This is a genomic window from Parabacteroides caeci (genome assembly GCF_023656795.1).
GTDB lineage: Bacteria > Bacteroidota > Bacteroidia > Bacteroidales > Tannerellaceae > Parabacteroides > Parabacteroides segnis.
The window spans coordinates 26,589-41,295 of the sequence record NZ_JAMOKT010000022.1 but is presented as its reverse complement, the minus strand read 5'-3'; the positions used below and the strand labels follow the sequence as shown (position 1 = coordinate 41,295).

The 14,707-nt window shown below is 40.3% G+C and carries 12 protein-coding genes; 1 reads left to right on the top strand and 11 read right to left on the bottom strand.

Annotated elements, in window-relative coordinates; genetic code table 11:
- Positions 1 to 101 precede the first annotated feature (101 nt).
- The 9 genes from recG to NBH15_RS12655 form a co-directional block, all read right to left on the bottom strand.
- Complete coding sequence (recG, locus tag NBH15_RS12695) at positions 102 to 2,198, bottom strand: ATP-dependent DNA helicase RecG (protein ID WP_007655756.1); 2,097 nt, start codon at positions 2,196 to 2,198, stop codon at positions 102 to 104.
- 25 nt (positions 2,199 to 2,223) lie between these two features.
- Positions 2,224 to 3,309, bottom strand: a complete 1,086-nt coding sequence (locus NBH15_RS12690; RefSeq protein ID WP_046145615.1) for a PDDEXK nuclease domain-containing protein — start codon at positions 3,307 to 3,309, stop codon at positions 2,224 to 2,226.
- A 145-nt stretch (positions 3,310 to 3,454) separates the two neighbouring features.
- Entirely contained in the window at positions 3,455 to 3,919 is a 465-nt protein-coding gene (locus tag NBH15_RS12685) for a hypothetical protein (RefSeq protein WP_229061025.1), read from the bottom strand.
- 8 nt (positions 3,920 to 3,927) lie between these two features.
- Positions 3,928 to 4,533, bottom strand: coding sequence for an outer membrane beta-barrel protein (locus tag NBH15_RS12680; RefSeq protein ID WP_052716663.1), 606 nt, complete (start codon positions 4,531 to 4,533; stop codon positions 3,928 to 3,930).
- A 326-nt stretch (positions 4,534 to 4,859) separates the two neighbouring features.
- Positions 4,860 to 5,558 (bottom strand): porin family protein, encoded by a 699-nt coding sequence (locus NBH15_RS12675; protein ID WP_082150348.1) that lies wholly within the window; start codon positions 5,556 to 5,558, stop codon positions 4,860 to 4,862.
- Positions 5,559 to 5,581: 23 nt separating this feature from the next.
- Positions 5,582 to 6,691 (bottom strand): DUF4848 domain-containing protein, encoded by a 1,110-nt coding sequence (locus tag NBH15_RS12670; RefSeq protein WP_128133108.1) that lies wholly within the window; start codon positions 6,689 to 6,691, stop codon positions 5,582 to 5,584.
- 38 nt (positions 6,692 to 6,729) lie between these two features.
- Positions 6,730 to 7,062: a DUF3244 domain-containing protein gene (locus NBH15_RS12665; RefSeq protein ID WP_082150349.1), complete on the bottom strand. Its 333-nt coding sequence runs from the start codon at positions 7,060 to 7,062 to the stop codon at positions 6,730 to 6,732.
- A gap of 193 nt (positions 7,063 to 7,255) precedes the next feature.
- Entirely contained in the window at positions 7,256 to 8,866 is a 1,611-nt protein-coding gene (locus NBH15_RS12660) for a tetratricopeptide repeat protein (RefSeq protein ID WP_250822793.1), read from the bottom strand.
- A gap of 731 nt (positions 8,867 to 9,597) precedes the next feature.
- Entirely contained in the window at positions 9,598 to 10,737 is a 1,140-nt protein-coding gene (locus tag NBH15_RS12655; RefSeq protein WP_007655762.1) for an AAA family ATPase, read from the bottom strand.
- 239 nt (positions 10,738 to 10,976) lie between these two features.
- On the opposite strand from NBH15_RS12655, the gene NBH15_RS12650 reads away from it, so the two are divergent.
- On the top strand, positions 10,977 to 13,703 hold the full coding sequence (locus NBH15_RS12650; RefSeq protein WP_250822792.1) for a family 78 glycoside hydrolase catalytic domain: 2,727 nt from the start codon (positions 10,977 to 10,979) through the stop codon (positions 13,701 to 13,703).
- Here NBH15_RS12650 and NBH15_RS12645 read toward each other — a convergent pair.
- Together NBH15_RS12645 and xseB are read right to left on the bottom strand one after the other, a co-directional pair.
- On the bottom strand, positions 13,660 to 14,391 hold the full coding sequence (locus NBH15_RS12645) for a 2-C-methyl-D-erythritol 4-phosphate cytidylyltransferase (RefSeq protein WP_128133109.1): 732 nt from the start codon (positions 14,389 to 14,391) through the stop codon (positions 13,660 to 13,662). The genes NBH15_RS12650 and NBH15_RS12645 overlap by 44 nt on opposite strands.
- The gene (gene xseB, locus NBH15_RS12640) at positions 14,391 to 14,588 is read right to left on the bottom strand and encodes an exodeoxyribonuclease VII small subunit (protein WP_007655765.1); all 198 of its coding nucleotides are present in this window, start codon (positions 14,586 to 14,588) and stop codon (positions 14,391 to 14,393) included. Before xseB ends, NBH15_RS12645 begins: the two co-directional genes overlap by 1 nt.
- Positions 14,589 to 14,707 lie beyond the last annotated feature (119 nt).

Sequence of the window (14,707 nt, the reverse complement as noted above, 5' to 3'; positions counted from 1 at the left end):
CAATCCGGAAAAATTTCCGCAATGAAAGTGAACAAATTCAAAACTACGCACTATTCTTTCTGAAACACAAACACTTACACAAAAACATGTTTCACAACATATTAGCTAATCATACTCCAGTTTATCTTCCGGGTAAAGAGTGTTTTTAACCTTTCGTTCAAAATCCGGTTGGGTTCGGACAGTAATTCGGGGTCTTTGTCCAAGACTTCCTGTGCGATATCCCGCGCATATTGCAATATCTGCCCGTCAGCAGCCAGGTTCGCAATCTTCAGGTCAAGCCCTTCCCCACTTTGCTGGGTTCCTTCCAGATCTCCATGTCCGCGAAGGTGCAGGTCCGCTTCTGCAATCTCAAAACCGTTATTACTGTTTACCATTATCTCCAGACGCTTACGGGTATCGTTGCTCAGCTTATAAGAAGAGACCAGGATACAATAGGATTGTTCCGCACCACGTCCTACCCTGCCGCGCAACTGGTGTAATTGTGACAGACCGAAACGTTCGGCACTTTCAATCACCATCACAGAGGCATTCGGAACATTCACCCCTACCTCGATAACAGTTGTTGCCATCAATATCTGCGCTTCGCCGGTAATAAATTTCTGCATTTCGGTTTCCTTGTCCGCCGCTTTCATTTTCCCATGCACCATGCAAACTTTATATTCGGGAAACACCTCTTTAAATGTTTCGAAACCGTCTTCCAGATTTTTATAGTCCAGCTTCTCACTTCCTTCAATCAGCGGGTAAACAACATACACCTGGCGCCCCAACTGGATTTCCTTACGCAGAAAATCATATAACTGGGCTTTTTTATTATCGTAACGGTGCACCGTCTGGATAGGCTTGCGACCGGGAGGTAACTCATCAATAACGGAAACGTCCAGATCACCATACAAGGTCATGGCAAGTGTCCGAGGAATAGGAGTAGCCGTCATCACCAATACGTGAGGGACAACTGCATTCTTTTTCCAGAGGCGTGAACGTTGTTCCACACCGAAACGATGTTGTTCGTCAATAATAGCCAACCCGAGTGAAGAGAATACCACAGTTTCTTCAATCAGGGCATGCGTTCCTATCACGATCTGTATTTCACCGCTGGCAATGGCCGGAAGTATTTTATTACGCTCCTTCTTTTTCGTCGATCCGGTCAATAAGGCAACACGAATGTCCATATCTTTCAGGAATTCCATCACAGTAGCATAATGCTGGGTTGCCAGTATTTCCGTCGGCGCCATCATGCAGGCCTGACAATGGTTATCGACAGCCAGCAGCATGGAGAGTAAAGCAACCAACGTCTTTCCGCTTCCCACATCTCCCTGCAACAGACGGTTCATCTGCCGCCCGCTCCCCATATCGGCACGGATCTCCTTCACCACCCGTTTTTGTGCACCGGTCAGTTCAAACGGAAGATAATCTTTATAGAATGTATTAAAGTAATTCCCGACAGTGGGGAATACGATTCCTTTCAGCTTCAACTTCCGCAGACTGGCTGTACGGAGGATATTCAACTGTATAAAAAACAGTTCGTCGAACTTCAAGCGCAACTGTGCCTGTCTCAGCTTCTCCGTCGACTCCGGAAAATGGACATTACGGATCGCTTCCTTCAACGGCATCATCCGGATACGCGACAGGACATCTGCCGGAAGTGTTTCAGGCAATATCCAGTTCAAAGAACTCAGTAATGTATATTGCAGATTCTGTATCGCCCTCGAATTAAGGAACGACTTTTTCATTTTTTCCGATGTATTATAGAAAGGTGTCAGGCCGGCTGCCACCTGGTCTGCCTGATCCATCGGATCGATATCGGGATGGGGAATATTATAAATATGTCCGAACTCGGTCGGTTTGCCGAAAACAATATAGTCTGTCCCCGTTTTGTATTTATCGGTCACATAATTAAGACCTTTGAACCAGACCAGATCGATCGTCCCGGTGCCATCGGTAAATTTAGCCACCAATCGCCGGGTTCGCCCTTCCCCCACCGTGTCATAATACAGAATACGTCCTTTCAGTTGGATATAAGGCATATTTCCCGTTATTTCGGAAACCTTATAAAACCGGCTACGGTCGATATATTTATACGGGAAATAAAACAACAAATCCTCATACGAAGATATTCCGGCCTCTTTCCGTAATATCTCCGCTTTCTTCGGGCCTACACCCGGCAGATACATAAGGGATCGTTTGTCTAAATCAAGCATAGCTGTCTATTTCTGTCTATATAATTCACAAAACATAATCGTCATCGCCTTTATCTTCAAACTCATCAATCCATTCCTTCAATTTTCTTTGTAGTAAGCTTTTATTCGGAAGATATAGCGCATATTCCGTTGCATAAATATTTGCATTCTCTGGTAGAGTGAGTTTGACTAAAGCATCATTTTTCTCCTGACAAAGCAAAATACCAATCGTCGGTTTCTCAAAATCCATCTTTACATAACGATCAAAGAAATTGACATACATCTGCATTTGTCCTAAATCCTGATGTGTTAATTTATCAACTTTCAAGTCTATGAGAACATAGCATTGTAACAATCGATTATAAAAAACCAAATCAACAAAGAAATGTTGCTCGTTAAAAGTAAAACGCTTCTGACGCGCTTCAAATAAAAAACCTTTTCCTAACTCCAATAGAAAGTCTTGCAATTTTCCTATGATCGCATTTTCAAGCTTACTCTCACTATAAGCAGCATCTATTCTCAACCCCAAAAATTCCAAAGTCAATGGATTCTTTATTATATCAGATGATTTCTCTAATGTCTGCCCTTCTATTGCCAAACGCATTACCTCGTTCTTGTTTCGGCTTAATGCTAATCGTTCATATAAACTTGATCCAATTTGTCTACTTAATTGTCGTACACTCCAATTCTGTTTGCCGCATTCTATTTCATAAAAATTTCGTTCTTCAGGATTTTCTATCCGCATAAGAACAAGATAATGTGACCAGCTAAGAGTAAACTGGACGGTCTGCCCTGATAAAATCTCCGTTTCAATTGGCTCAACACTGTTGAGCTTATTAGAATAAGTTACATAAAACTGTCTGATTCTCTTCAAATTCGGGTAAGAATATCCATTGCCAAATTGTTGCGAAAGCCTATTTGACAATTCTTTCAATGTAGCTTTACCATACTCCGCACGAGAAGCTCCCTGCTGTTCTTCTTCCACAATATAGCGTCCTATTTCATAGTTTGTATACACCATAGCCACATTTATAGCTGTAGCTAGTTGTCTACGAGTCGACTCTATCAACATAGAGATTTTATCATATAAAACCTCTATTGTTTGCGAATTTGACATCTCTGAATCTTTCATATTTCTTTACGGATTTTTCAATAGTACAGCATCGGTCTGAATCGAACATAGCTGTCTATTTGGACAGCGAATTTATCATTTTTATGGGCATTATGCAAATAAGAAAACAGAGTATCTCACATTTTCAGTAAGATACTCTGCTTTTTTATAATTTGAATTTGTATCCGACAGATACTCCAAACAGGAACTCCTGTTCATTTATACAATTCTGGAAGCAGTTAACGCCGACAAAGACTCTTTTCATTTCAACACCGACTTCTGCCGTAGCACCTACCTGAACTTCCGGCCCCGTACCAAAATAAACGCCTCCATTCAGACGAAGATTTGCCTTTTCCTTCAATGGAATGTGGAATGATGCATAAACCGGGATATTAAAATCAATATCCCATGTATCCGAATTGCCGATTGCCGACCTATTTGCCGTATGCAACAACACCCCGGTCTGAATTGAAAATAATGTTGATTGCGGAAAGTTTATATAGGCTCCCGCATGAAGCCCCCATACATCTCCACCCATTATACCGGTACGTGCCTCTATATCAGCGGCCTGTACACAATTAAAAACAGAGAACAATGCAATAACAATTAATACCAGTGTCTTTTTCATCATATATTCATTTATTTACAAAGTGTAAACGGGATAAATACAGATATATTACAATCGGAAATTTGTCCCTTCCTGAACTTCTCGGTATCTATCGTATTTGTAAAGCCTAACCGGTAGTTCACAGAGATATCGATCTTATTATTGATATTATAACCGACTTTCCATAAAAGCGGAATATCAAACTTCTTCCCGTCGGAAGCCACATACCAGGTAGGCTCCAGTCCTAGACCTGCATATAAGCCTTTCACGATCTTATAATTAACGGAAGAAGACAAGGCGAGTGAAAGATTCGCATCGTTCGCCTCAACACGACCTGCATCAGACCTGACATCTTTCGATTTAAACATTTTGGCATTAACCAGCGGATCAATATCATAGAACCACCGGGTATGTTTCTTGTCTTCAATACGGAAACGATAGCCCAGCTGTAAATTAAACTTGTAATCTTCAAAGAGTTTTGTCCCCTTAGCTACTTTTTCAATAATATCGGGATTCTTCATATTGGGAGCTACATTTCTGTCAAATCCCAAACCACCCCCTACCAGTAAACCTGTTCTCAACTGTGCATGGCTACTCATAGCCACCAAAAGAAAAAGAAATAATAAATGCTTTTTCATACGCCACATTATTTAATTAATAAATAAACACAATCAACATCTCGCAAATATCACTACAAATATTCCTTCGTTTGCAAAACTAAGAATAAGTTTTAAACTTATCGATTAATCACACAGAAAAAGCACATACACATTAAGAAAATAAAGAGATATAGATTTTTCTGTCAAAAGTAAGAAAGTGTGTCAAAAGTCACGATCCTGTCATCCCGGGCTTGACCCAGGATCGCATACTAAGCGCTATAATCAGTGTAGTATGAGTTGGCGGATCAAGTCCGCCATGACAAAACAGACTTTTGGCACCTCCTTTGATATAAAACAGATTTCTCTTACAAAGAGAATTTATAACCAACAGAAATACTGGCTGTTCTGTTTTTCATCTTATGAGTTGAAGTTTTATAACTTGGAGTATCAAAACCAGACCATACTTTCTTTAGTCCCAGATCATAAGCAAAAGAAATGACAAAATCAGATATTTCACCAGACAGTCCAAAACGCAGTCCGGAGTCAAAACGATCAAATGCTTTGATTTCCGTATCTACAAATCCTTCTTTTTTAAAGTCTTTAAATGGATTATCCCAGGTTTCAGCGGGGCGAGTACTTCCACTTTCATCTGAAACAATAATATCAAGATCACCAGAACCAACTACACCACAGGCAAAGTATGTTCCAATAGAAGGCACCAAATGTACCTTTTCCATTAAAGGAATCCGATAACCGACCATTAAAGGAATCTCAAGATACCCCAAATGGATATTAGCATGCCTTAATACAGACGAATAATTATATCGATCCCATAATCCGGAAGCACCTTTACTCGAATAAGATAATCCGGATTGTAGCATAACTCCATTCTTAAACAAATAGTCGACAGAAACTCCTCCTGTAACATCTACGTTATGTGAATTGGCAATAATAGCCAAAGAAGAAACATTCATTCCAATTTCTGCCCCCAAACGAAATTGAGCACTCATTTTTGCTGCACTAAAAAGAATTAGTACAAGCATGATGTAAAATTTTGTTTTCATACAATTTCAGTATACTGAATTAATCATTCTCCAGAATGTACATTGTCATGCTCATCACATACTTTTTTAGCACAATTACCAGCATTATGGTCTTCATCCATACCATATTTTCCATTCGCATAATTGTAACCGAGACCTTCCGGATTTGTACCTCCGGTTATTGCCTTATAATGTATGCAAGCTGCATGTTGGACAGGTTTCGTATAATTCCTAACACTTAAACCTAAATTATACACAAATGTGTGATTATCAGATACATCAGCCTCATCCAACCCGGGATGAGAAAGTTCAAAGTCACCAATCGATTTTAATGTTTGATCCTCATTAACAGTTAAAGGTATGTTTTTAAATACACATTCTATTTGCTCCACGGCATACGATGTTGAATAATGCTTCCAACTTCCCTTTTTCCTTTTTCCATCAACAAAAATATGGAATTGTATACAAGCCTCATTTGTCCCCTGAGTATCAGTTAACACTACATTTCTAAGTAACGAACATGATGTAATTACCATCTTTGTATAGTCTGCTTTTTTATAACTATATTCTTTATATCCAATAACATCGGTTACTTCTCTTGCATTCCCAGTCATTACATAAGAAATTCTTGGAGACATAGAACGTTCTTTCCCTATAGAATAAACAGAAGTCTCATCTACTACATTTTTCACATCTCCTAAGTAAAACACACCATCTTTATTTGTAATACACTGATAAGTCTTTGATTTAATAACCGGCTTAACAAGACTGTCTGTATCCAAATAAATATATTCAGCATACTTATTTAATAATTGATCGAATTTATCAAAATCCTCATCGTTATATGCTTCTTCTACCTCATTAACGAATTTATTCACATAGGATCGATAAGACACAAATCCCATTGTCTTTTCCCAATTATTTAACTCCTGATCTGTTAACTTAATAAGCGAGTCAGTTACAGCAAAATAATCTTTTGTACTTCTAAAACAAAGCGAACCATCTCCTTGAACATAGCAAGGGACATCTACTGATGATTTAGTCTGTGGAGCATCACCACTATTATCAACTTCTTCTAAAACGCTATTTTCTCCACAAGAAAATAATGCACATGAAAACAAACATGTACCAATAAACATAATTAACTTATTCATAAAATGTAATTTATATAATTAATAATACAATAATAATTCTATTCTATAGAAAAATTTCCCCATAGTTTATACTCATCACTAAGAACAATAATGATATAGGTTCCTTTTTTCAAATCCAACTCCAAAGGAATGGTTCTACTATATCCTTCAATAGAAGAGTCAAAAACTATATTTCCTGCAACATCTTCTATTACTATATCCAATGTCTTTAACTCGTCTGAAATTCCCAACTCTAATACCTGCCCATCAATATAGGCTTCGATCGGAGGCATTAAAGAACGACGTCTATCATTTAAATAGATCTTCTCCCTTTTTGCAAAACCTGCAATTGTTACGCAGAGCAACATCGCAACTAACAAACATCTTTTCATTTCTTTTGTGTTTTATAATCTATGGCAAAAGTAGAGAGATAAAACTAGGACACAAGACCTTTAAGCGGCAAACACATGTACAGGCCACTTTACCGCGACAAGCGTATAACGAATTGATTATCAATAAACAAAGACCCTCTGTACATACAACAATATATGTACAGAGGGTCTTTCACCTATCTTAAAGAGATCTCTAAAGCGCAGCAATCAACTCTTCCAATGTTGTTTGTGTATTTTCAAATTTCCCCTTTTTACGGATCCGATAACGCCTGCGATCGACCGAAGTAGATTGTATATCCAGAAAGATTGCCAATTGCTGGTTGTCCAACCCTAACTTCAACAAACAACAAAAATGCCTTTCCTCCTCTGTCAACCCAGGGAGTTGCTGTTCCAATCCATCCATGAAAAACGGATAAGTTATTTTTAATGATCCGTACAACGACAACCAGTCCTCATTCGTCAACGGATTCTTTTTAGCCTCCTCTACCGAACAAGCATTCTGCATGATCTTTTTATATGTTTCCGTATTTTCCAATATACCCTCTCGAATGCTCAAGACTTGTTTGCTTAAGCCTTGCACCTTCAACTCTTTTTCTTGCATTTTTTTAACAAATTCCTCTTGTTCCTTTTTCAATTTTTCATTTGCCTTATCTAATCTTTTCTTATAAATATAAAAAACAATAAGAATAAATATCAACAACAAAATTCCCCCAATAATATTTCGAGAATACTTTAATTCCAAAATAGTATTCCGATTCAATACCTCTGCATACTCATATCGCTTTTCCACCTTCAACAAGTCCATTTGCGATTGCAATTCAGCTACAGAATCAGCAATATGGTTAAAACGCTCATAATAATCTAAAGCCAAACTATAATTACCCAATTCTTTTTCCAACATATACGATTGATACAATATACCACCGGTCAAAGGGCGCTTAGCCGTTTTATGCAAAACAGTCTTCTCTATATACGCACGAGCTTTATCATATTCACCCATATTCGTATATAAAGCAGCCAATGACAAATAAGTCGGTGCACTACCCGCCTCATCATAAGCAATCGATTGAAATAAAAATTTTTCTGCCAATGCATAGTTTTTCATTTTTTCATAATTAATTCCCAATCGATTCGTCAAAGAACTTAACACTAACGAATCACCCAGGAGTAAAGCCAACCGATACGCTTTCTGATGATATTCCAAAGCCTCGTCATATTCTTCTTTCAATAGATGTATCCATCCTATATCCCGAATCGAATAAATATAATTCACACTATCATTCCCTTTCAGGTAACATTCCCCACTTAGCTGATGGCAATATTTCGCTTCTTCGTAATTGTCATCAAAATCATGTAACTGAGCCATCTTATTATACAATTTCCCCACCAGCCGATAGTTTTTTGCTCTTTTCGCCAACTCTACCGCGCTCAGATAGGATTTCATCGCCCATTCATAATCGGTCTCTCCCTCGTAAGCCATCCCCAGATACAGTAAGCTATTCATCTTATCTTCCGGAGAACCATGCTTTTCGTAATAATCATTTGCTCGCTCCATTTGCGGCACGAACGGCATGTCTTCACCCAACTGTTCGGATAAACCGGCAGAAACCATGCAGAAATGAGCAAAGACCTTATCACTCAACACCTCCGGATTGGTAATACTTTCCAACAAGGCAAAAGCACTATCCGGCTGTTCAGTCCGAATCAATTCTTCCGCCTCCTTTATCTTTAAATTAATTTCATTGTTACTTTTACAGGAAAAGAACAAACAGAAAAGGATAAATAGTAATATGGCGTTTTTCATATCAATACTTGTGTGTTATTCGAACTGCAATATCCGAATTAAATATTTAATGCACAAATTAACAGCAAGTATATTCAAAATAAAAACACCAATCAGAATTTCCCTATTATCAAAAAGACATCCTTTTTACCTAACCAATATCAGAATAATGCATTTTGCACAAATTTCATATCCGCCATTTTTCACAAAACGGACAAAATAGAATGGAAATAAATACACTATTTAACATATAATTAGCCAATATCAATTCAAACTATTCACTTAAAACAAATTTCAACTCCGTTTAAAGCAAAATTTTTTTCGTTTTAAATGAAGTTGAACTCCGTTTAAAACGAGTTTTTTATTGATTGCAGTCGAAAAAAGCGCTTTTAGAGCATTCTTTTTCATGCACAAATACATGTTAAAAAACAGTTTTTCTTTCCAGAAAGAGCAATAATACATACAAAATTCAAACAGCAAATTCACACAGATAATACCATTCACCCTACCAATCCCTACATATGCGTCACAAACAAAATCATAAAGACACCCACACCAAGTAAATATAAAAATAATGATATTCACTTATAACGAATAAAACGAGTAAAAATTCATGTCCCCTATAAAGCCCCCATACAACTCACTGATAAGAGACCTTATTTTACATTTTGATAATTCTTCTATCCCCATTTACCCCCTTGTTGACAAGTCTTGACGCCAGCTCCATTAAGGGTAAACATTTAGACATACTATCAAAAAGTCAATTCAAGCCAGCGGGACAGAAATACATCATATACCTGGTACCATAAATCACGAACATCTTCCTCCCGGTAAATCATTTCCTTTTCCAGCAAAGCATCGAGTGCTCGTTTGGAATTAGCAGGTGTTCCTATCTTATATTTCTGTATGAATGTCTTAGACTGAGGCTGATACACTTTTCCTTCTTTGGCGATCGCAATCAAAAGTTGCCATTGCACAGGACTTAACAACTGACGGTATTGAACATAAGTGGCTTGCTGAGATAATAAAAGATTACTGCAAACCTGCTTGACATCTTCCAAACGGATATTTTTTAACGGTAAAGCATACGTGTTATTACAAATAACCTGTGTGTAATAAGTATGTAGCCTCGTCCATTCGAGAATGAAACCGATCGCTTCGTCATCTATTTTTTTCCCACCCTCTTCAAACTTATTTTTTATAAAAGTATAATATGCATCCTGCGAAATAGGATTCAAATACATCATTTGTGTACTTGAAAAAAACGGGCGCTTGGCACTATTAAATATTTCTGCCATCATATGTTTGTTACTTCCACTAAAAATAAATCGTGTCTTCTGCAGGTTCTGTATCCGTGAACGAAGTAATGCTTCTGTATTTACCTCCGGATAATTAGCAACTTGCTGAAACTCGTCAATTGCGACTACTGCCTGCTGAGCTTCGTTTTCCAAGAACTGAAATATACCGGTAAGTGTCTTTTCTGTAGTTTTCATCTCAGTAAACCCAAAACTAACTTCTGGTGCCCCAGTCAAAGGGTCATACGAAATGACCGGATGAAATCCCTTCAACAAATCAAGAAAACGCTTTCCGAAACTTTTGTGTTCCGGAATTTGTTGCAAAATGGCTTGTGACAGATTTTCCGTAAATTCTTTCAAATTCTGTGTAGGATATATGTCTACATATATACAATGACAAGTGTTATCAACTCTCAAATCCTCAAACAAACGATGTATTAACGACGATTTTCCCAATCTTCGCAGAGAGATAAGCGTCGTATTTATATTATTTTCGACCTGTTTTTTTAAAGTCATTAATTCATATTCCCGATCACAGAAAAAGGATTTACCGATATAACCTGTTATTGGAAAAGGATTTACACTACTAAAAGCCATATTGCATAAGTTTTATTAATTACAAATATACACTTTTTTATCATACATTTTGTATGATACATTTTGTATGATACTTTTTATTAACAAGCACAAACCTTGCCGCCCTATCGACAGTCGGTATAGTTTTGGATTTTGATAATTTTCTTGTCAAATCTGACACAAGTACAAGTTCACTATTTGAGCATCGACAAAAATCATATACATTTGTCCTAATCCATGTGAAACTAAACTTTGTCAATATGAAACTTAAGTCCGGTATTTCAATTCTTTTGTCATTTCTTTTTGTTTTGACAGCAAATGCAACTCTTACTCCTGTCAGGCTCACCTGTGAATATCTGGTCGATCCCTCCGTTATAGATGCCCGGCATCCCCGGTTGTCGTGGATCAATACAGCCGCTCCCGGCGAACGAGGACAACAGCAGACCGCCTATCAGATACGGGTTGCTTCATCGGCCGATAAACTGAAAAAGGAACAGGCCGACCTTTGGGACAGTGGTAAGAAAAAAAGCAGCCAGTCCTTTCTGGTTCGTTACGAAGGAAAGCCGCTACAATCGAGACAGGAATGCTGGTGGCAAGTCCGTGTTTGGGATGCCAACGGAAAAATATCGGACTGGAGTGAACCTGCCCGCTGGAATATGGGATTGCTGAATGCCGATGAATGGAAAGCACAATGGATCGGTGCCCCCTGGCAAGGCGAAGAAGCCACGGCAAAATCAGCAGACAAAACACTTCCCCCTGCCCCACTCTTCCGAAAAGATTTTACCGTTTCCAAAGAAATAGCTTCAGCAAAAATCTATATCTGCGGATTGGGTTATTTTGAATTATATCTGAACGGAGAAAAAGTCGGCAACGACGTTCTGGTCCCCAACCAGACCAATTATGGGAAACGGGACGACCTGGATGTAACCCGTGTGACCCTCGACGATAATTTCAGAGGCTATAATGTACTCTATCTCTGCTACGACCTGAAAGAAGCGTTGAAACAAGGTAAAAATGCACTCGGCTGCCTGTTAGGTAACGGCTTCTATAATGCGGCACTAAGCTGGACGATGCCCTACGGATCGCCACGTCTGATCGCGCAGTTACATATCGGCTACACCGACGGCAGCGAGGAGGTCATCACATCGGACACTTCCTGGAAAGTATCGCGTAGCGCCATTGTCTTAGATGGAATTTACCAGGGAGAACATTATGACGCCCGGTTGGAACAGCCGGATTGGTGTTCGCCGGACAAACCAGCTGACGGATGGGAGTCTGCCGTCGTACGGAAAGCGCCGGAAGGTGAACTACAGGCACAGATGTCTCATTCCGACAAGGTAATGGAAGTCTTGAAACCGAAAAAGATCACACGATTGGAAAACGGAAATTATAAAGTCGATTTCGGAGAAGAAATATCCGGCTGGGTACATCTGCACAATATGCAGGGAGAGGCAGGCAGAAAGGTAGAGATACGTTATATCTGTGAATCACCCAACGGATCAAACTCTTACACAATGAAAGGCGGCGGACCGGAATCGTATGCCGCCCGCTTCACCTGGTTTGTTTTCCGGGAAGCGGAGATCATCAACTGGCCGGGTGAACTCCGGGAGGATAACCTGACAGCAGAAGCCGTATATACGGAAATTGAAACGACCGGACATTTCGAATGCTCGAACCCTCTTTTCAACCAGATCAATAAGATATGGAGACGAAGCCTGACAGACAACTCACACGGCAGTATTATCAGCGACTGTCCCCATCGGGAACGTTCTGCCTATACCGGCGACGGACAGGTGGCTTGCGTCACTGTCATGCACAACTATGATGCCGCAGCTTTATATACCAAATGGATCAAAGACATATTGCTTGCCCAGAATAAAGCGACCGGTTATGTTCCGAACGGTGCACCCTGGCAGCCCGGCTGCGGAGGCGGCGTGGCATGGGGAGCAGCTATGAACATTATGCCGTGGGAGTTTTATCTGCATTATGCAGATAAAGATTTGCTGGCTGCCAATTACACCGGAATGAAAGAACAGCTCCGGTACATGCAAACCTGGGTAGATTCCGACGGCATCATGCTTTCGCAGATAAAAAGCAACGGAAACGTCAGCGAATGGCACAACCTGGGAGAATGGTGCCCGGCAGACGGATTTCCTCCGAAAGACCTGGTTCATACATTCTATCTCTGGCGTTGTGCCGATCTTACGGCAAAAGCGGCATCAGCACTGGGAGAGAAAAAGGATGCAAGCCTTTTCTCCGCTCTGGCAGAGAAAACACGGCAGGCTTTCCACAAACGTTTCTATAATCCGGTGACTAAAACATATGGTCCTTCGGGCAGCAATATCTTCGCTCTGGTAATGGGAGTTCCGGATGAAGTAAAGAAAGATGTACAGGAAACGGTACGGGAAGAAGTGCGCGCCCATAACGGACACTTATACACAGGTATTTTCGGTACTCAGTTCTTTTTTGAGACATTGGCAGACAACGGAATGAACGAACTGGCCTACGAAGCAATGAATAAAAAGGATATGCCTGGTTACGGATGGTGGATTTCACAGGGAGCCACTACCACCTGGGAAGAATGGAACGGCAACAACTCTCGCAACCACCCGATGTTCGGTGGCGGCTTTACCTGGTTTTACAGGAAGATGGCAGGACTGAATAGCGACCAACAGGAACCCGGCTATAAACACATCATCATAAAACCTTATCCTCCTAAAGCGATCAACTATGCTTCCTACTCTACCCGTACCCCTTTCGGACAGGCGGCTGTGAGTTGGGAAAAACAAAATAATACGTTCAAAATGGACGTTGAAATACCTGTTGGAAGCCGTGCCACAGTCTATCTGCCGGTTATTTCCGGAAAGACGGTAAAAGAATGCCGCTCCGGCATCAAACAGGCAAAAGGCGTTAAGTACAACGGGATACAGGATGGTTATGCGGTTATGGAGGTGTCTTCCGGAAAATATTGTTTTGAGACTGATTAAGAAGCAATCCCTGTGCTATCAGCAGATCGAACGGGGTCGTTATTTTGATATTCTCACGGTTGCCGGTTACCAACCGGACCGGTACTCCGGCAGCCTCAACAACCGAAGCGTCATCCGTGAAAAGAGATGTGAACGGTTGTTCGTATGCTTCCAGCAAAATATCACTGCGAAAAACCTGCGGTGTCTGTACAGCTACATAACAGCTACGGTCTACCGGATGCGAACCGTTTTCATCGGTTTCACGCAACGAGTCGATCATCGGCATAACCGGAATAGCAGCACCGCTTTTTTCTGCCTCATCAAAACAGGCACAGATTACTTCGGGAGAGACAAACGGACGTACACCGTCATGTACCGCGATCAAGACTTTTTCATTTCGTCCGGATGCATTTCCAATTTCTTCCGAAAGGAATTGTAATCCGTTCCGAACGGAATGAAACCGGGTCTCACCGCCATTCGCTATCCGGTGAGGCGCCTTACACCCGATCTCCCGGCAAAGCATATTCCAGTAAGGCTGGTGATCTTCGGGAAGGACCAGCAGCAATTCTGCCGCATTATCCCAGCGATGGAAGGCTTCCAGCGTATGCATCAGGATCGGTTTACCTTCCAGCGGAATGAACTGTTTAGGCAGATCGCCTCCCATCCGGAGACCTTTCCCTCCGGCCACGATCAATACATATTTGTGCATTACTCCAGTTCCTCCAATACCTTTTTGACTTCTTCGTCTACCTTATACAGTTTCTCCTTACACAACTTAATCAGCCGGGTAGCCTCCTTCACCTTTTCTGAAAGGACATCCACATCCAGATCACCGTTCTCTATATCGGCCACAATTTTACGGAGTTTCTCTACCGCTTCATTGTATGTTTCTTCTTTCTTTGTCATATTCTTATATATTTCATTTGCACTTAACTTGCAAACATAAATAATTGCAAGCTTAGAATAAATACATCTATTCGATTGTTTTTCAAAGCAATAACTTGCAAACAACTTACAAATAACTT

What these genes read in the sequence shown, in the direction of transcription:
- NBH15_RS12650 (WP_250822792.1), top strand. Translation starts at nt 10,977, where the DNA reads ATGAAACTTAAGTCCGGTATTTCAATTCTTTTGTCATTTCTTTTTGTT.
- NBH15_RS12645 (WP_128133109.1), bottom strand. Translation starts at nt 14,391, where the DNA reads ATGCACAAATATGTATTGATCGTGGCCGGAGGGAAAGGTCTCCGGATG.
- NBH15_RS12670 (WP_128133108.1), bottom strand. Translation starts at nt 6,691, where the DNA reads ATGAATAAGTTAATTATGTTTATTGGTACATGTTTGTTTTCATGTGCA.
- xseB (WP_007655765.1), bottom strand. Translation starts at nt 14,588, where the DNA reads ATGACAAAGAAAGAAGAAACATACAATGAAGCGGTAGAGAAACTCCGT.
- NBH15_RS12655 (WP_007655762.1), bottom strand. Translation starts at nt 10,737, where the DNA reads ATGGCTTTTAGTAGTGTAAATCCTTTTCCAATAACAGGTTATATCGGT.
- NBH15_RS12690 (WP_046145615.1), bottom strand. Translation starts at nt 3,309, where the DNA reads ATGAAAGATTCAGAGATGTCAAATTCGCAAACAATAGAGGTTTTATAT.
- NBH15_RS12660 (WP_250822793.1), bottom strand. Translation starts at nt 8,866, where the DNA reads ATGAAAAACGCCATATTACTATTTATCCTTTTCTGTTTGTTCTTTTCC.
- NBH15_RS12665 (WP_082150349.1), bottom strand. Translation starts at nt 7,062, where the DNA reads ATGAAAAGATGTTTGTTAGTTGCGATGTTGCTCTGCGTAACAATTGCA.
- NBH15_RS12675 (WP_082150348.1), bottom strand. Translation starts at nt 5,558, where the DNA reads ATGAAAACAAAATTTTACATCATGCTTGTACTAATTCTTTTTAGTGCA.
- recG (WP_007655756.1), bottom strand. Translation starts at nt 2,198, where the DNA reads ATGCTTGATTTAGACAAACGATCCCTTATGTATCTGCCGGGTGTAGGC.
- NBH15_RS12680 (WP_052716663.1), bottom strand. Translation starts at nt 4,533, where the DNA reads ATGAAAAAGCATTTATTATTTCTTTTTCTTTTGGTGGCTATGAGTAGC.
- NBH15_RS12685 (WP_229061025.1), bottom strand. Translation starts at nt 3,919, where the DNA reads ATGATGAAAAAGACACTGGTATTAATTGTTATTGCATTGTTCTCTGTT.